The organism is Streptomyces sp. NPDC021093 (assembly GCF_044333135.1).
GTDB lineage: Bacteria > Actinomycetota > Actinomycetes > Streptomycetales > Streptomycetaceae > Streptomyces.
The window spans coordinates 516774-533555 of sequence record NZ_JBIRQJ010000006.1; the positions used below are offsets into that span (position 1 = coordinate 516774).

Sequence of the window (16782 nt, forward strand, 5' to 3'; positions counted from 1 at the left end):
GGCGGATACGGCCCGGCACGTTTCCTGGAGCCCCACGAATGAACAGCGCCACCCCTGCGACACCCCTCACCCCCGATCCGCCCCGCCCCCTCGGCCACCATGTCGAGCTGACCATCGGCGGGATGACCTGCGCCTCGTGCGCGGCCCGGATCGAGAAGAAGCTCAACCGGATGGAGGGCGTGGCCGCCACCGTCAACTACGCGACGGAGAAGGCACGGATCGCGTACGACGAGGGGACGGTCGGCGTCCCGGACCTGATCGCGACCGTGGTGAAGACCGGGTACACGGCGGAGGAACCCGCACCCCCGGCGTCCGACGGCCCGGCCGACGACGACCGGGCCGCCGAGGACCCCGCCGACCTCGAACTGGCAGCCCTCCGGCAGCGGCTGCTCGTCTCCGCCGTGCTCGCCGCGCCCGTGATCCTGCTGTCGATGGTCCCGGCCCTCCAGTTCGACAACTGGCAGTGGCTGTCGCTGACGTTGGCCGCCCCGGTCGTCGTCTGGGGCGCGCTGCCCTTCCACCGGGCCGCCTGGACCAACCTCCGGCACGGCGCCGCGACCATGGACACCCTCGTCTCGGTCGGCACGCTGGCCGCCTTCGGGTGGTCGCTGTGGGCGCTGTTCTTCGGCGAAGCGGGCATGCCGGGCATGCGGCACGGCTTCGACCTGACGGCGGGCCGGGCCGACGGCGCCTCCACCGTCTACCTCGAAGTGGTCGCCGGGGTCACCGTCTTCATCCTGCTCGGCCGCTGGCTGGAGGCCCGTTCCAAGCGGAAGGCGGGGGCCGCGCTGCGGGCTCTGATGGAGCTGGGCGCCACCGATGTCGCGGTGCTGCGCGGCGGCCAGGAGGTGCGGCTGCCGGTGGGCCGGCTGGCCGTCGGGGACCGTTTCGTCGTACGCCCCGGGGAGAAGGTCGCCACCGACGGCACGGTCGTCGAGGGCGGTTCGGCCATCGACGCGTCGATGCTGACCGGTGAATCGGTGCCGGTGGACGTGGGGCCGGGCGACCGGGTCACCGGCGCGACCCTGAACGCGGGCGGCCGGATCGTCGTCGAGGCCACCCGGGTCGGCGCCGACACCCGGCTCGCCCGGATGGCCCGGCTGGTGGAGGACGCGCAGAACGGCAAGGCCCAGGTGCAGCGCCTCGCCGACCGGATCTCCGCCGTGTTCGTCCCGGTCGTGCTGCTGATCGCGCTGGGCACGCTGGTGACCTGGCTGCTCGTCACCGACGACCCGACCGCCGCCTTCACGGCCGCCGTCGCGGTCCTGATCATCGCCTGCCCGTGCGCGCTGGGCCTGGCCACGCCGACCGCGCTGATGGTCGGCACCGGGCGGGGCGCCCAGCTCGGCATCCTGATCAAGGGCCCCGAGGTGCTGGAGTCGACGCGCCGCGTGGACACCGTCGTGCTCGACAAGACGGGCACCGTGACGACGGGCCGGATGGAGCTGAAGGACGTCACGCCCGCCGCCGGGGTGGACCGCGCCGAACTGCTGCGGCTGGCCGGGGCCCTGGAGCACGCGTCGGAGCATCCGATCGCGCGGGCGGTGGCGGCGGGCGCGGGCCCAGGACTCCCCGAGGTCACCGGCTTCACCAACCTCCCCGGCCTCGGCGTCGAAGGCACCGCCGAGGGCCGCAAGGTGCTGGTGGGGCGGGAGAAGCTGCTCAGCAGCCGGGGTTACGAGCTGCCGCCCGCGCTCGCCGGGGCGAAGGCCGCCGCCGAGGCCTCGGGGCGCACCGCCGTCGCGGTCGCCTGGGACGGCGAGGCACGCGGCGTGCTGACCGTGGCCGACACAGTGAAGGACGGCAGTGCGGAGGCGGTCGTCCGACTGCGCGCGCTCGGCCTCGTACCGGTACTGCTGACCGGGGACAACCGTGCGGTCGCGGACGCGGTGGCCGCCGAGGTGGGCATCGACTCCGGCGAGGTGTACGCGGAGGTCCTGCCCGAGGAGAAGGCCGACGTGGTCCGCCGCCTCCAGGCCCGGGGCCGTACGGTCGCGATGGTCGGCGACGGCGTGAACGACGCGGCGGCGCTCGCCACCGCCGATCTGGGCCTGGCGATGGGCACCGGCACGGACGCGGCGATCGAGGCGGGCGACCTGACGCTGGTCCGCGGTGATCTCCGGGTGGCCGCGGACGCGATCCGGCTGTCCCGCCGGACCCTCGCCACCATCAAGGGAAACCTCTTCTGGGCCTTCGGCTACAACGTCGCGGCGCTGCCGCTGGCCGCCGCCGGGCTGCTCAACCCGATGATCGCCGGATTCGCCATGGCTTTCTCATCCGTCTTCGTAGTGACAAACAGCCTCCGGCTACGTACCTTCACATGACGTACACGAACGCATGACATACGTCGAGTGACGTAGATCACTGCGTTTGAGGGGTAACCATTGGCCGGGGTCGCGAGTCTAAGAAGCGATGCCAAGAACGTCTTGGGGGACGTTCGACGCGGGATGTCTTGGGGGACGTCCCCGGCAAGCGTTGGCCGGGACACGTACCTTCGGGGAGCTTTGAGCGGCCCTCCCGTCAGTTACGCGTCCCGGCGGACCGCGCAGCGGGAAGCCGTACGACAGCAGGACCTTCAGGACCGGCAGGACTTCACAGGTTGAAGAGGTAGACACAGACCTCTGGCGGCGAAAGCCGACAGACGCCCGGTTGGGATCCCGTGGGGGGAATCCGATCCGGGGAACAGGAAAGCGCCCCGTATCGTCGACCCGTGGGGGGATCGGCGGCGGGGCGCTTTTCATTGCGCTCAAGCGGCTGTGCTCAAGCGGTCGCGCTCAAGTCGCACTCAAGGAGTCGTACTCAAGCGGTCGCGCTCAAGAGGTACGCGACCGAGTGGTCAGCGCTCGTCGACCGGTACGAAGTCGCGCAGGACCTCGCCCGTGTAGATCTGGCGCGGACGGCCGATGCGCGAACCCGGCTCCTTGATCATCTCGTGCCACTGGGCGATCCAGCCCGGCAGCCGGCCGATCGCGAAGAGCACGGTGAACATGTCCGTCGGGAAGCCCATCGCCCGGTAGATCAGACCCGTGTAGAAGTCCACGTTCGGGTAGAGGTTGCGCGAGACGAAGTACTCGTCGTTGAGCGCGTGCTCCTCCAGCTTGAGCGCGATGTCCAGCAGCTCGTCGGACTTGCCGAGGGCCGAGAGGACGTCGTGCGCGGCAGCCTTGATGATCTTGGCGCGCGGGTCGAAGGACTTGTACACCCGGTGGCCGAAGCCCATCAGGCGGACGCCGTCCTCCTTGTTCTTCACCTTCTGAATGAAGGCGTCGACGTCGCCGCCGTCGGCCTGGATCGCTTCGAGCATCTCCAGGACGGACGCGTTGGCGCCACCGTGCAGCGGGCCCCACAGGGCGCTGATGCCGGCGGAGATCGAGGCGAACATGTTCGCCTGCGAGGAGCCGACCAGACGCACGGTGGAGGTCGAGCAGTTCTGCTCGTGGTCCGCGTGCAGGATCAGCAGCTTCTCCAGCGCCGAGACGACGACCGGGTCCGGCACGTACTCCTGGGCGGGGACCGAGAAGGTCATGCGCAGGAAGTTCTCGACGTAACCCAGGTCGTTGCGCGGGTAGACGAAGGGGTGGCCGATCGACTTCTTGTACGCGTACGCGGCGATCGTCGGCAGCTTGGCAAGCAGCCGGATCGTCGACAGGTGGCGCTGCTGCTCGTCGAACGGGTTGTGGCTGTCCTGGTAGAAGGTGGACAGCGCCGAAACGACCGAGGACAGCATGGCCATCGGGTGCGCGTCGCGCGGGAAGCCGTCGAAGAACCGCTTGACGTCCTCGTGCAGCAGCGTGTGCTGGGTGATCTCGTTCTTGAAGGTCGACAGCTCGTCGTCCTTCGGCAGCTCGCCGTTGATCAGCAGGTAGGCCGTCTCCAGGAAACTGCTCTGCTCGGCCAGCTGCTCGATCGGGTACCCGCGGTAGCGCAGGATGCCCTGCTCGCCGTCGAGGTAGGTGATCGCGGATTTATAGGCGGCGGTATTGCCGTATCCGCTATCGAGGGTCACCAGACCGGTCTGGGACCGGAGCTTCCCGATGTCGAAGCCCGTGTCGCCGACGGTGCTGTCGATCACCGGGTAGGTGTACTCGCCATCGCCGTACCGCAGTACTACAGAGTTGTCGCTCTCGCTCACGTCATCCCTCACCGACGTAGTGCCTCTTCTTCGAGGTGCCCTGACTGTCTCTACCATCCCCCACTTGGCTCAGCAGAGTGCACTCGGGGTCGGCCAATAGGCCAGTTCGCGGCACTGAGTGCCGCCAACCTGCTCATACTGCCCCCTTCGCCCCGGTTCCGTAACCCCCGGGTGATGTTTCCCACCGATGGCCCTCTGCGGTTTGCCGAGGGGGCTGCCGTTGTGTCGGTACGTACGTTCCGCCTGCGAGCCGGTGGGCGAGCGCGGTGCACCGCCGACCGGCCGAAACCGTACGTACCGCCTGTCCGATCGCCTTGCGCGACCCGACCAGGACGACGAGCTTCTTGGCCCGCGTCACGGCCGTGTAGAGCAGGTTCCGCTGGAGCATCATCCAGGCGCCGGTGGTGACGGGGATCACCACGGCCGGATATTCACTCCCCTGGGAGCGGTGGATGGTGACGGCGTACGCGTGCGCCAGCTCGTCGAGCTCGTCGAAGTCGTACGCGATGTCCTCGTCCTCGTCGGTGCGCACGGTCAGCGTCTGCTCGTCGGCGTCGAGGGCGGTGACGACTCCCACCGTCCCGTTGAAGACGCCGTTCTCCCCCTTGTCGTAGTTGTTGCGGATCTGGGTGACCTTGTCGCCGACCCGGAAGGTGCGGCCGCCGAACCGCTTCTCGGGGAGGTCGGGCCTGGCAGGCGTGATGGCCTGCTGCAGCAGTCCGTTGAGATTCCCCGCTCCGGCGGGGCCCCGGTGCATGGGCGCCAGCACCTGTACGTCCCGCCTCGGATCGAGCCCGAACTTCTGCGGAATGCGGCGCGCGGCGACGTCCACCGTGAGCCGCCCGGCCTCCTCGGTGTCGTCCTCGACGAAGAGGAAGAAGTCGCTGAGCCCCTGGGTCAGCGGGTGCGTACCTGCGTTGATCCGGTGGGCGTTGGTCACCACCCCCGACTGCTGGGCCTGCCGGAAGATCTGCGTCAGCCGTACGTGCGGCACGGGCCCGCCCTCGGCGAGCAGGTCCCGCAGCACCTCGCCCGCACCGACGGAAGGCAGCTGGTCGACGTCCCCCACGAGCAGCAGATGAGCCCCCGGGGCCACCGCCTTCACCAGCTTGTTGGCGAGCAGCAGATCGAGCATCGACGCCTCGTCGACCACCACCAGATCGGCGTCGAGCGGCCGGTCCCTGTCGTACGCCGCGTCCCCGCCCGGCTTCAGCTCAAGCAGCCGGTGCACGGTGGACGCGTCGGCCCCGGTCAGCTCGGACAGCCGCTTCGCCGCCCGGCCGGTGGGCGCGGCCAGCACCACCTTGGCCTTCTTCGCCCGCGCGAGCTCGACCACGGACCGCACCGTGAAGGACTTTCCGCAGCCGGGACCGCCGGTCAGCACCGCCACCTTCTCGGTCAGCGCGAGCTTGACTGCGGCCTCCTGCTCGGGGGCGAGCGAGGCCCCCGTCCTCTTCGCTAGCCAGCCCAGCGCCTTCCCCCACTCCACGTCCCGGAACCCGGGCATCCGGTCCTCGTCCGTGCGCAGCAGCCTCAACACCTGGGCGGAGAGGGAGAGTTCGGCCCGGTGGAACGGCACCAGGTAGACAGCCGTGACCGGTTCCCCGGCCGGCCCCTCCGGCCCCGGCACCTTCTCCCGTACGACACCCTCCGGATCCTCCGCGAGCTCGGCGAGGCACTCGATGACCAGCCCGACGTCCACCTGGAGCAGCTTCACCGCGTCACTGATCAGCTGCTCCTCGGGCAGGAAGCAGTGCCCCTGGTCGGTGGACTGCGACAGTGCGTACTGCAGACCCGCCTTGACCCGCTCCGGGCTGTCGTGCGGAATCCCGACCGCCTGCGCGATGCGGTCGGCGGTGAGGAACCCGATGCCCCACACATCGGCGGCGAGGCGGTACGGCTCGTTCTTCACGACGGAGATGGAGGCGTCCCCGTACTTCTTGTAGATGCGGACGGCGATGGACGTGGAGACCCCGACGCCCTGCAGAAACACCATCACCTCCTTGATGGCCTTCTGCTCCTCCCACGCGGCGGCGATCATCTTCGTCCGCTTGGGCCCGAGTCCGGGCACCTCGACGAGCCGCTTGGGCTGCTGCTCGATGATGTCGAGGGTGTCGACGCCGAAGTGGGTGGTGATCCGGTCGGCCATCACCGGGCCGATCCCCTTGATCAGCCCGGACCCCAGATAGCGCCTGATGCCCTGGATGGTGGCGGGCAGCACCGTCGTGTAGTTGTCCACGGTGAACTGCTTGCCGTACTGCGGGTGGGAGCCCCAACGCCCCTCCATCCGCAGCGACTCCCCCGGCTGCGCCCCGAGCAGCGCGCCGACGACGGTCAGCAGATCGCCGATCCCGGACCCGCGCCCGGTGTCGACCCTCCCGACCGTGTATCCGGTGTCCTCGTTGGCATAGGTGATCCGCTCCAGGACCCCCTCCACCACGGCCGCACCCGCACCCCCGCCTGTACCCGCCCCTGACCCGGCCCCTGAGCTGCTCATGATCCGACGGTACCGCCGGGGTACGACAGCGCGGGCGGGCTGTGGACAAACCCCGCCGGTGGAGGCCACGTTCACCCAGGAGGTGAGGCCGGTCAGTAGTGGTAGCGCGCCTTGAGGATCTTCACTTCCTTGTCGTCCGCCCGGTAGACGAGGCGGTGCTCGTCGTCAATGCGACGGGACCAGTAGCCAGACAGGTCGCCCTTCAGCGGCTCGGGCTTGCCAATGCCACCGAAAGGCTCTCGCTGGATCTCACCGATCAGGCGGGTGATCCTGCGTGCCATCTTCCGGTCCGCAGAGAGCCAGAACAGGAAGTCCTCCCAGGCGGCGGGATCGAAGTGGACACTTCTCACTCCTCACCCCCGGCCAGCTCCCTGAGCTCGTCCATGCTCTTGGCAACGGACGGGGCACTCTCACGGTCGCGGGCCACGGCCTCCATGAGACGCTGCGCGTTCGCCGGCGAGCGGAGCAGGTAGACGGTCTCCTGCCAGGAGTCGTAGTCATCGGCGGACATGAGGACCGCATCACCCGCCTTGGAGGTGATGCGGACGGGGTCATGATCCGTATTGACGCGCTCGATCAAAGGAAACAGCGTCGCCCTTGCTTCGCTTGCACTTATGGACATCGCGCCCAGCCTCCTACCTGTTGTACGAGTTCTCGGTACGACTATGGTACCGAGAACTCGTACAACTTGCCCCGCATTCACAGCCCCGACACGACAGAAGGGACCCGGTCCGTCGACCGGGTCCCTTGGAGTCCCCCTCCGTCACAGGCCTCCCTGAATCCCCCCAGATCCCTCCCCGGAAGCCCTGATGCCCAATACGACCCACGAGTGCGCCAGAGGGTTGCACGGGGATTCCAGTTTTCTTCGAGGAGATCACAAGGTGCCGACGCACCGGTGCAGACGTAGCGTTTCCGTCATGACGGACAACTCATTCCAAAAGGATGTGCTCGACGAGCTGGGGGACGACAAGCTCGCCGAGATCGCCGATGTGCTCGGTACGGACACGGCCGGCGCGCAGAGCGTCGTCGCCTCCACGGCCGATGCCTTCGCGGGCACCATCGCCGAGAAGGCGGAAGCCGCCACTCCGGAAGAGGCCGACGAGGTGCGCGCCGCCTTCGCGGAGGCCGCCGAGCCGCCCCTGCAGGGCGTGGCCACGCTGGGCGGCGGCCTGGGCGGGCTGGTCGGCGGCGGCATGATGGCCGGGATGCTCGGCAAGCTGGCCAAGCCGGTCGCCAACGCGGTGGCGAAGAAGACCGGCCTCCCGGCGGCGAGCGTCACCCGGGCGATCGAGATCGCGCTCCCGGTGGTCCTGGCCGTGGTCACCAAGCGGGCCACGGAGAAGAGGAACCCGGGGGCTGCGGGCGCGGCACCCGCAGGGGGCGCCGGTGGAGGCACCGGGGGTCTCGGTGACCTGCTGGGGCAGGTGCTGGGCGGCGGGAAGAAGTAGCCCCGCCCGCTCCCGACGCCTGAGTACGCGTCACCCGGGATCTGAGTATCCGGACGGCTGTGCGACGTCGGCGGCCCGCCTTGAATGGGGGCATGAACACCTCGGACCCCGCTCCCGCCCCCTCGGCCGCGCCGCCGAAGGACCGCACCCGGCTCTGGGCCGCCCTGACCGCCCTCCTCTTCCTTCCGGCGGTCGTGGCGGTCGGTGTGCTCACGCTGGCCTCGGAGCGGGCCTCGCGCTGCCTGACGTACGGGGAGCAGTGCTCGTCCTCCGGGCTGCCGGAGGGGCTGTTCTCGTGGAGCGTCAGCGTCGCGGTGGTGGCATTCGCCGTGGCCCTGGTCGCGCCGGCCGTACGGGTGCGGCAGGTGGCGCTGGCCGTCCAGGCCTTCGCCGAGTGCGCCGCGCTGCTGGCCGTCCTCAGCCACGCGTGACGGCACTCCCTCCGGACGGTGGGCGGTCCGGCGCCGCCCCTGCCCCTTCGTACGGACCGGAGTGACAGGGACGGACCGTACCGGAGGGTCAGAGACCTACCGGCGGGTCAGCGACGTACCGGAGGGTCAGAGCACGTGCTGCCGGTACCGCTCCACCACCTCCGCGAGTGCCTCCGCGCCGTCCCGTGCCCACAGGCCCTCGTTGAAGATCTCGACCTCGATCGGGCCGGTGAAGCCGGTCGCGTCGACCTGTTCCCGGAAGCCGCGCAGGTCGATGGATCCGTCGCCCAACTGCCCGCGCCCCAGCAGCACTCCGGCGGGCAGCGGCGTGATCCAGTCCGCCACCTGGAAGGCGTGGATGCGGCCGCCGGCCCCCGCGCGCACGAGCTGCGCGGGCGCGAGGTCGTCCCACCAGACGTGGTACGTGTCGACGACGACGCCCACCTGCGAGGCGGGGAAGCGTTCGGCCAGGTCGAGTGCCTGGCCCAGGGTCGACACCACGCACCGGTCGGACGCGAACATGGGGTGCAGCGGCTCGATGGCGAGCCGCACTCCCCGCTCCTGCGCGTACGGTCCCAGGACCGCGAGTGCGTCGGCGATACGTTCGCGGGCGCCCGCCAAGTCCCGGCTGCCGGGCGGGAGTCCGCCCGAGACGAGGACCAGGGTGTCGGTGCCGAGGGTGGCCGCCTCGTCCACCGCGGCCCGGTTGTCGTCGAGCGCACGGGCCCGTTCGGCCTCGTCGAGGGCGGTGAGGAAGCCGCCCCGACACAGGCTCGTGACCGTCAGCCCGGTGTCGCGCATCAGCTTGGCCGCGCGCTCCGCCCCGTACTCCTGGACGGGCGCCCGCCAGAGTCCGGCCCGCGAGATGCCCGCGGCGGCGCACCCCGTCGCCAGCTCCTCCAACGACCACTGCTTGAGGGTTTCCTGATTGATGCTCAGCCGTGCGGGCGAGTGGGTCACTGAGGTACTCCGTGCACGGTCAGCAGCGCCCGCATACGGGTAGCCGCGAGCTCCGGGTCGGGGAACAGGCCGACTCCGTCCGCCAGTTGATAGGCGCGCGCCAGGTGCGGCAGCGAGCGCGCCGACTGGAGGCCGCCGACCATGGTGAAGTGCGACTGGTGACCGGCCAGCCAGGCCAGGAGGACGACTCCCGTCTTGTAGAAGCGGGTCGGCGTCCTGAACAGGTGCCGGGAGAGCTCCACGGTCGGGTCCAGCAGCTTGCGGAAACCGTCCGTGTCACCCGTGTCCAGGACCCGTACCGCCTCGGCCGCCAGCGGCCCGAGCGGGTCGAAGACGCCCAACAGGGCGTGCGAGAAGCCGTGTTCGTCGCCCGCGATCAGTTCGGGGTAGTGGAAGTCGTCGCCGGTGTAGCAGCGGACGCCCTCCGGCAGGCGGCGGCGCAGCTCGACCTCGCGCCGGGCGTCCAGCAACGACACCTTGATGCCGTCGACCTTGTCCGGGTGGGCGGCGACGACCTGGAGGAAGGTCTCGGTCGCGGTGTCCAGGTCCGCCGACCCCCAGTACCCCTCCAGTGCCGGGTCGAACATCGGGCCCAGCCAGTGCAGGATCACCGGCTCGCCCGCCTGGCGGAGCAGATGGCCGTACGCGGTGAGGTAGTCATCGGGGCCGGTCGCGGTGGCCGCAAGGGCGCGCGAGGCCATCAGGACGGCCTGCGCGCCGGACCCCTCGACGAGGGCGAGCTGCTCCTCGTACGCGGCCGTGACGGTCGCCAGGTCATGGGTACCGGGCGGGAGTTGGTCCGTACCCGCGCCGCAGGCGATCGCGCCGCCCACCGACCGCGCCTCGGCGGCCGAGCGGCGGATCAGCTCCGCCGCGCCCGCCCAGTCGAGGCCCATGCCGCGCTGTGCGGTGTCCATGGCCTCGGCGACCCCGAGCCCGTGCGCCCACAGGTGGCGGCGGAAGGCGAGGGTGGCGTCCCAGTCGACCGCCGCGGCGGAGTCGGGCGAGGTGTCGGCGTACGGGTCGGCGACGACGTGGGCCGCCGAGAGGACCGTGCGGGAGACGAGCGGCGAGCCGCCCGGGACGTACGGGGAGGGCTCGGTGCGCGGGGTGTGGGAGAAGGTTCCGCCACCGGCGCGGGGCAGGGTCAGCGCGCTCACAGCGACAGCTCCGGAACGTCGTAACGGCGGCCGTCCGCCGACGACTTGAGGCCCAGCTCGGCGAGCTGGACGCCGCGTGCGCCCGCGAGGAGGTCCCAGGTGTAGGGCTCGTCGAGGACGACGTGGCGCAGGAAGAGCTCCCACTGGGCCTTGAAGCCGTTGTCGAAGACGGCGTTGTCGGGGACCTCGCTCCACTGGTCGCGGAAGGACTCGGTGGCCGGGAGGTCGGGGTTCCAGACCGGCTTGGGGGTGGCGGAGCGGTGCTGGGCGCGGCAGTCGCGCAGTCCGGCGACGGCGGAGCCGTGCGTGCCGTCGACCTGGAACTCGACCAGCTCGTCGCGGTGGACGCGGACCGCCCAGGAGGAGTTGATCTGGGCGACGGCGCCGCCCTCCAGCTGGAAGATGCCGTACGCGGAGTCGTCGGCGGTGGCCGGGTAGGGCTTGCCGTGCTCGTCCCAGCGCTGCGGGACGTGGGTGGCGACGTGCGCGGTGACGGTGGTGACGCGGCCGAACAGCTCGTGCAGGACGTACTCCCAGTGCGGGAACATGTCGACGACGATGCCGCCGCCGTCCTCGGCCCGGTAGTTCCAGGACGGGCGCTGCGCGTCCTGCCAGTCGCCCTCGAAGACCCAGTAGCCGAACTCGCCGCGCACGGACAGGATTTCGCCGAAGAAGCCGCCGTCGACGAGGCGCTTCAGCTTGAGCAGTCCGGGGAGGAAGATCTTGTCCTGGACGACGCCGTGCTTGATGCCGGCGGCGCGGGCGAGGCGGGCCAGTTCCAGGGCGCCCTCGACCCCTGTCGCGGTCGGCTTCTCGGTGTAGACGTGCTTGCCGGCGGCGATCGCCTGCTTCAGCGCGTCCTCGCGGGCGGAGGTGACCTGGGCGTCGAAGTAGAGGTCGACGCTCCCGTCGGCGAGGACGGCCGCCAGGTCGGTGGACCACTCCTCGATGCCGTGCGCGGCCGCCATGGAGCGCAGCGCGTGCTCGCGGCGGCCGACGAGGACCGGCTCGGGCCACAGGACGTCGCCGTTGCCGAGGTCGAGGCCGCCCTGCTCGCGGATCGCGAGTATCGACCGTACGAGGTGCTGGCGGTACCCCATCCGTCCGGTGACGCCGTTCATGGCGATCCGCACCGTTTTGCGTGTCACGTAAGTCCCCTTCGTACAGCTTCATTCAGCCGTGCGTACGCCCCGCACGCACGCGGGAAAGCGCTTTCTATAAGCTACGGGCCAAGAAGCTAACCTGTGCACGGCGGTGCGACAAGACCCGGAGGCCCACCGGACGGGCCCGGCGACCGAGCGGATGAGGGCAGCACGATGACAGTGACTGGGGCGGGCGCATGACAGTGACGTTGGCGGACGTGGCGGACCGCGCCCAGGTGTCCCCGGCCACGGTCTCCCGTGTCCTGAACGGCAATTACCCGGTGGCGGAAGCGACCCGCGCACGCGTGCTGCGCGCGGTCGCCGACCTGGACTACGTGGTGAACGGCCCGGCGAGCGCGCTCGCCGCCGCCACGTCCGACCTGGTCGGCATCCTGGTCAACGACATCGCGGACCCGTTCTTCGGGATCCTGGCCGGGGCCGCCCAGTCCCGGATCAGCGGCCCCGACGGCACCGCCCGCACCGGCGGCGAGAAGCTGGCCGTCGTCTGCAACACGGGCGGCTCCCCCGAGCGCGAACTGACCTACCTCACCCTGCTCCAGCGCCAGCGCGCGGCCGCGGTGATCCTCACCGGCGGTGCGATCGAGGACCCCGAACACTCGGCGGCGGTGGCCGCGAAGCTGGCGAGACTGGCGGCGGCGGGCACCCGCATCGTACTGTGCGGCAGACCCGCACTGCACGCGGCGGACGCACCGGAGACCGGTGCGCTCCCCGCGTCAGAGGGCGGCACGGTCACCGCCACCCTCTCCTTCGACAACCGGGCCGGCGCCCGCCGCCTGACCGAGCACCTCCTCGCCCTCGGCCACACCCGCATCGGCTACGTCGCGGGCCCCGCCGAACGCACCACGACCCGCCACCGTCTGGAGGGCCACCGCGACGCCCTGCGCGAGGCGGGTCTCGCCTACGACCCCACCCTCACCTTCCACGGCCCGTACGACCGCACATCGGGCCACGCCGCGCTCCCCCAACTCCTCGCCAAGGCCCCGGACCTGACGGCGGTGGTCGCCGCCAACGACACCATCGCGCTGGGCGTCTGCGCCGCCGCGCGCACCCGCGGCCTGCGCGTCCCCGAGGACCTCTCGGTCGCCGGCTTCGACGACCTCCCGTCGGCGACGGACACGGTGCCGGCGCTCACGACCGTACGACTGCCCCTGCACGAAGCGGGCGCCCGAGCCGGCCTGCTCGCCACGACGGCCACACCGCCCACCGGCCCCGGCGGAGTGGAGACGGTCCCGGCGGAGCTGGTGGTGCGGGGGTCGACGGGGGTGGCGGCGCGGAAGGGCTGAGCCGGGGCACGAGGACGATCCGGCAGGTCAGGGCCTCAGCGCCCGCCCGCCACCCGCAGCACCGTCCCCGTCGTGTACGAGGCGTCCGCGGACAGCAGCCAGGCGACGGCCGCCGCGATCTCGGCGGGGGCGCAGGCGCGGCGGAGGGGGATTTCGGGGGCCATGCGGGCCGGGCGGTCGGGGTCGCCCATGGTGGCGTGCATGTCGGTGTCGGTGAGGCCGGGGGCGACTCCGTTGACGCGGATGCCGTCGGGGCCGAGTTCCTTGGAGAGGCCGAGGGTGAGGGTGTCGACCGCGGCCTTGGAGGCGGCGTAGTGGACGTACTCGCCGGGGCTGCCGAGGGTGGCCGCGCCGGAGGAGATGTTGACGATGGCGCCGCCGCCGTTGGCCGTCATGTCGCGGGCGGCGCGGCGGCAGCACAGCAGGGTGCCGAAGAGGTTGACGTCGACGACGCGGCGCAGGTCCTCGGTGGTGGCGTCGGCGAGCCGGGAGAGCCTGCCGGTGACGCCGGCGTTGTTGACCAGGCCGGTGAGCGGGCCGAGTCCGGCCGTCGCGGTGTCGAAGAGGCGGTCGACGTCGGCCTCCTGGGAGGTGTCGGCCCGCACGACGAGGCAGCGGGCGCCGCTCGCGCGGACGGCCGCCGCGGTCTCCTCCGCGGCGGCCTCGTCCTGTACGTACGCGAGCGCGATGTCATGACCGTCGGCCGCCAGCCGCAGGCAGGTGGCGGCGCCGATCCCTCTGCTGCCACCGGTGACGAGGGTGATCGGGCGTGCCGGGTGGGACATGGATTGCCTCCTGGGGTTCGTTCGTCGCGCTCCTCGCATGATCCACCAGGGGATGGTGAGGGGTCGTGGAAGGGTCGGCCGCGGGCCGGACCGCCGGTCGGCCGCGGGCCTGTCGGCCGGTCAGCCGGTGAGTGCCTCCGCGATGCCGTCGAAGAAGCCGGTGTGGGCCGTGCTGCTCGCCGGGAGTTCCGGGTTCCACGGGAGTATCCGGAGATCCGGACCCAGGCGGGACGGGTCCAGGGGTGCCGCGTTGGCCCGTACGTCGGCCAGGACGATGCGCGGGGCCAGGGCGGCGGCCGTCTCCCACCGCACCGTGGCCCAGTTCGCGCCGCCCTCCGGGGGCGGCGCGAGGAGGGGGACGCCGAGTGCGGTCAGGGCGCGGAGGTCGGGCCAGGCGTGCGGGCGGGCCAGGTGGGCCTCGTCGGCGCTCGCCGGGGAGAGCGCGAGGATCGCCGGGGTCCCGGGGCCGACCAGGGACTTCAACTTGGCCTGGGCGTCGGCCAGCCGGTGGTCCGCGTCCGGGGGTTCGGCGCCGCCCAGGCTTGCCGCGAGCGCGGCGAAGTTCTCCCGTACCTCCGACAGGGAGCGGCCCTGGCCGACATCGATCACCACCACCGGGATCTGCTCCTCCAGGTGCTTGGCCGCGTCCGGTTCCAGGCCGTAGACGGCGCCGCCGCCGTAGCTGACGGCGACGAGCAGGTCCGCGCCCGAGGCGAGCACCTCGTCGGGATCGACGCTGGCGCCCGCGCCGTAGTGGGCCAGGCGGTCGAGGGGAAGGCGGCCCGACTTGGCGCGGTCGGGGGCGGCTCCGTCGTGGTGGGAGCCGAAGATCCCCAGGGGGCACAGACCGTGGTCCCAGAGGGTCGCGCCCGCCTGGATGTACGCGGCGATACGGGTGGGACGCACGGCGGCGGACGCCAACTGGCCCCGGGAGTCGGTGAATTGCCAAGCGGATGCGGGGGTCTGAGTCATGGGCGACTCCTGCCCCGTACGCCTGTCCGCTACGCCGTTCTCCGGCCGGGCCGTTCCCTCGCCGGGCCCGGCGACTTACCGTTGACCCAGTCAAAGGAGACCAGGACGGGAGCACTCCATGACCATTCATGAAATGCGCGCCTTCAACCGGTTCTACACCAACCTGATCGGCGCGCTCGACTACAGCCGCCACCTCTCCGCCCCGTACACCCTCACCGAGTCCCGGGTGCTGTACGAACTGGCCCACGACCCCCGCACCGACGCCGCCGACCTGCGGTCCCGACTGCGCCTGGACGCCGGGTACTTGAGCCGGCTGCTCGGCAGGTTCGAGCGGGACGGGCTGGTCGAACGCACCGCGTCCCCGCGCGATCCGCGCCGCCAGCGGGTCACCCTCACCCCGCACGGCCGCGAGGCGGCGTCCCTGCTCGACGAGCGGTCCCGGGAGGCGGTGGGCGTGCTGCTGTCCCGCGTACCGCCCGAGGAGCGGGAGCGGATGGTCCACGGGATGCGGGAGGTACGGGACGTACTGGAGGGAGTGAAGGGGTTGGAGGGGGTGGAGGGCCTGGGCGGTACGGCCGGGAGGCCCCCGGAGCCGGTGCTGCGCGAGTCGGCCCCCGGCGACCTGGGCTGGATCATCGCCCGGCACGGGGCTCTGTACGCGGCCGAGTTCGGGTGGAACGTGGAGTACGAGGGCTTCGTCGCGGGCATCGTCGCCGGGTTCGCGCAGGACCACGACCCGCATCTGGAGCGGGTGTGGATCGCCGAGCTGGACGGGCGGCCCGTCGGGAGCGTGATGTGCGTACGGGACGGGGGCGCGCCGGGGTCGGCGACGGCCCGGCTGCGGCTGCTGCTGGTCGAGCCGTCCGCGCGCGGGCGCGGCATCGGCGAGCGGCTGGTCTCCGCCGTGGTGGATTTCGCGCGCGAGGCGGGGTACGGGGAAGTGGTGCTGTGGACCAATGACGTACTGACCGCCGCCCGGAAGATCTACCAGCGGGCCGGGTTCGTCCTGGTCGCTGAGGAGCCGCACCGGTCGTACGGGGCGGATCTCGTCGGTCAGGACTGGCGGCTGGACCTGGCCGCGGGCCCGGCGGCACCGGCGGGCCGGACGGCATCCGCGGCGGGCCGGGACGCAGGAACGACCGCAGGAACAGAAGGAGTTGTCGCACAGTGAAACTGGCCTTTTCCACCCTCGGCGTCCCCGGGATGCCGATCTCCGACGTCGTCGCGCTCGCCACCGCGACCGGATTCCGGGGCGTCGAGCTCCGCGCCCACCCCGAGGAGCCGGTGCATCCGGGGATCGGGGCGAAGGAGCGGGCCGAGGTGGTGGCGGCGTTCGCCGCCGCCGGGATCGAGATCCTGACCGTCGCCGGGTACGCCAAGGTCGCGGCGGAGGGCGAGGACGGACCCGTGCTGGACGAGATCCGGGACCTGCTGGAGCTGGCCCGCGACCTGGGCGCACCGTACGTACGGGTCTTCCCCGGGGCCGACGGGTCGGCGGGCGGCGACGCACGGGCCGCCCGGCGGCTGGGCGCGGCGGCCGAGACCGCCGACGACTGCGGCGTACGCGTCCTCCTCGAAACCCACGACTCGCACCGGGCGGGCGTCGACGCGGCCCGCGTGGTCGCCGCCGTCGGTCACAGGAACGTGGGCGTCCTCTGGGACCTCATGCACACCTGGCTCGGCGGCGAGACCCCCGTCACCTCGCACGGCGTCCTCGCCCCGCACCTCGGCTACGTACAGGTGAAGGACATCGCGTCGGCGGACGACACCACCCCGCTGGCCCTCGGCGCCGGAGTGCTGCCGCTCGCCGAGTGCCTCTCTCTGCTCGGCCCCGACGACTGGGTGTGCTGGGAGTACGAGAAGCGCTGGTACCCCCAGGCCGCGGAACTGCCGGGGCTGCTGGCGGCGGGGCGGGAGCACCTGGCGCTGCTCGCGTCCGCCTCCTGAGGCC

Annotated in this window: 15 protein-coding genes; 6 read left to right on the plus strand and 9 right to left on the minus strand. The window is 71.6% G+C overall.

Going from position 1 to position 16782, the window contains the following annotated elements:
* The first annotated feature begins 38 nt into the window (after nucleotides 1-38).
* Nucleotides 39-2324 (plus strand): heavy metal translocating P-type ATPase, encoded by a 2286-nt coding sequence (locus tag ACH4SP_RS21240; RefSeq protein WP_398417054.1) that lies wholly within the window; start codon nucleotides 39-41, stop codon nucleotides 2322-2324.
* 512 nt (nucleotides 2325-2836) lie between these two features.
* On the opposite strand, the gene ACH4SP_RS21245 is transcribed toward ACH4SP_RS21240, so the two are convergent.
* The 4 genes from ACH4SP_RS21245 to ACH4SP_RS21260 all read right to left on the minus strand — a co-directional run bounded on the left by ACH4SP_RS21245 (nucleotide 2837) and on the right by ACH4SP_RS21260 (nucleotide 7251).
* Nucleotides 2837-4132, minus strand: coding sequence for a citrate synthase (locus tag ACH4SP_RS21245; RefSeq protein WP_398417055.1), 1296 nt, complete (start codon nucleotides 4130-4132; stop codon nucleotides 2837-2839).
* A gap of 133 nt (nucleotides 4133-4265) precedes the next feature.
* The gene (locus tag ACH4SP_RS21250) at nucleotides 4266-6629 is read right to left on the minus strand and encodes an ATP-dependent RecD-like DNA helicase (protein WP_398417056.1); all 2364 of its coding nucleotides are present in this window, start codon (nucleotides 6627-6629) and stop codon (nucleotides 4266-4268) included.
* 92 nt (nucleotides 6630-6721) lie between these two features.
* A complete protein-coding gene (locus tag ACH4SP_RS21255) occupies nucleotides 6722-6979 on the minus strand; it encodes a Txe/YoeB family addiction module toxin (RefSeq protein WP_398417057.1) in 258 nt (85 codons plus the stop codon).
* Nucleotides 6976-7251, minus strand: a complete 276-nt coding sequence (locus ACH4SP_RS21260; protein ID WP_398417058.1) for a type II toxin-antitoxin system Phd/YefM family antitoxin — start codon at nucleotides 7249-7251, stop codon at nucleotides 6976-6978. The genes ACH4SP_RS21255 and ACH4SP_RS21260 overlap by 4 nt, the downstream gene beginning before the upstream one ends.
* 295 nt (nucleotides 7252-7546) lie before the next feature.
* Here ACH4SP_RS21260 and ACH4SP_RS21265 point away from each other — a divergent pair, with 295 nt between their 5' ends.
* Together ACH4SP_RS21265 and ACH4SP_RS21270 are read left to right on the plus strand one after the other, a co-directional pair.
* Nucleotides 7547-8077 carry a DUF937 domain-containing protein gene (locus tag ACH4SP_RS21265; RefSeq protein WP_398417059.1) on the plus strand — a complete coding sequence of 177 codons (531 nt, stop codon included), beginning with the start codon at nucleotides 7547-7549 and terminating at the stop codon, nucleotides 8075-8077.
* A gap of 92 nt (nucleotides 8078-8169) precedes the next feature.
* Nucleotides 8170-8508 carry a hypothetical protein gene (locus ACH4SP_RS21270; protein WP_398417060.1) on the plus strand — a complete coding sequence of 113 codons (339 nt, stop codon included), beginning with the start codon at nucleotides 8170-8172 and terminating at the stop codon, nucleotides 8506-8508.
* A 126-nt stretch (nucleotides 8509-8634) separates the two neighbouring features.
* Here ACH4SP_RS21270 and ACH4SP_RS21275 read toward each other — a convergent pair whose 3' ends face one another.
* Genes ACH4SP_RS21275 through ACH4SP_RS21285 form a run of 3 tightly spaced genes read right to left on the minus strand, consistent with a single transcriptional unit; the run spans nucleotide 8635 to nucleotide 11776 of the window.
* A complete protein-coding gene (locus tag ACH4SP_RS21275) occupies nucleotides 8635-9468 on the minus strand; it encodes a sugar phosphate isomerase/epimerase family protein (RefSeq protein WP_398417061.1) in 834 nt (277 codons plus the stop codon).
* On the minus strand, nucleotides 9465-10628 hold the full coding sequence (locus tag ACH4SP_RS21280; RefSeq protein ID WP_398417062.1) for a dihydrodipicolinate synthase family protein: 1164 nt from the start codon (nucleotides 10626-10628) through the stop codon (nucleotides 9465-9467). The genes ACH4SP_RS21275 and ACH4SP_RS21280 overlap by 4 nt, the downstream gene beginning before the upstream one ends.
* Entirely contained in the window at nucleotides 10625-11776 is a 1152-nt protein-coding gene (locus ACH4SP_RS21285) for a Gfo/Idh/MocA family protein (RefSeq protein WP_398417063.1), read from the minus strand. Before ACH4SP_RS21285 ends, ACH4SP_RS21280 begins: the two co-directional genes overlap by 4 nt.
* A 191-nt stretch (nucleotides 11777-11967) precedes the next feature.
* Between ACH4SP_RS21285 and ACH4SP_RS21290 the strand changes: the two genes are divergently transcribed.
* Entirely contained in the window at nucleotides 11968-13074 is a 1107-nt protein-coding gene (locus ACH4SP_RS21290) for a LacI family DNA-binding transcriptional regulator (protein WP_398417064.1), read from the plus strand.
* A 35-nt stretch (nucleotides 13075-13109) separates the two neighbouring features.
* Here ACH4SP_RS21290 and ACH4SP_RS21295 read toward each other — a convergent pair whose 3' ends face one another.
* Complete coding sequence (locus tag ACH4SP_RS21295; protein ID WP_398417065.1) at nucleotides 13110-13859, minus strand: SDR family oxidoreductase; 750 nt, start codon at nucleotides 13857-13859, stop codon at nucleotides 13110-13112.
* A gap of 120 nt (nucleotides 13860-13979) precedes the next feature.
* On the minus strand, nucleotides 13980-14831 hold the full coding sequence (locus tag ACH4SP_RS21300; RefSeq protein WP_398417066.1) for an ABC transporter substrate-binding protein: 852 nt from the start codon (nucleotides 14829-14831) through the stop codon (nucleotides 13980-13982).
* Nucleotides 14832-14949: 118 nt separating this feature from the next.
* On the opposite strand from ACH4SP_RS21300, the gene ACH4SP_RS21305 reads away from it, so the two are divergent.
* Entirely contained in the window at nucleotides 14950-16002 is a 1053-nt protein-coding gene (locus ACH4SP_RS21305) for a GNAT family N-acetyltransferase (RefSeq protein WP_398417067.1), read from the plus strand.
* A complete protein-coding gene (locus tag ACH4SP_RS21310) occupies nucleotides 15999-16778 on the plus strand; it encodes a sugar phosphate isomerase/epimerase family protein (RefSeq protein ID WP_398417068.1) in 780 nt (259 codons plus the stop codon). The genes ACH4SP_RS21305 and ACH4SP_RS21310 overlap by 4 nt, the downstream gene beginning before the upstream one ends.
* The last annotated feature ends 4 nt before the right edge of the window (nucleotides 16779-16782 follow it).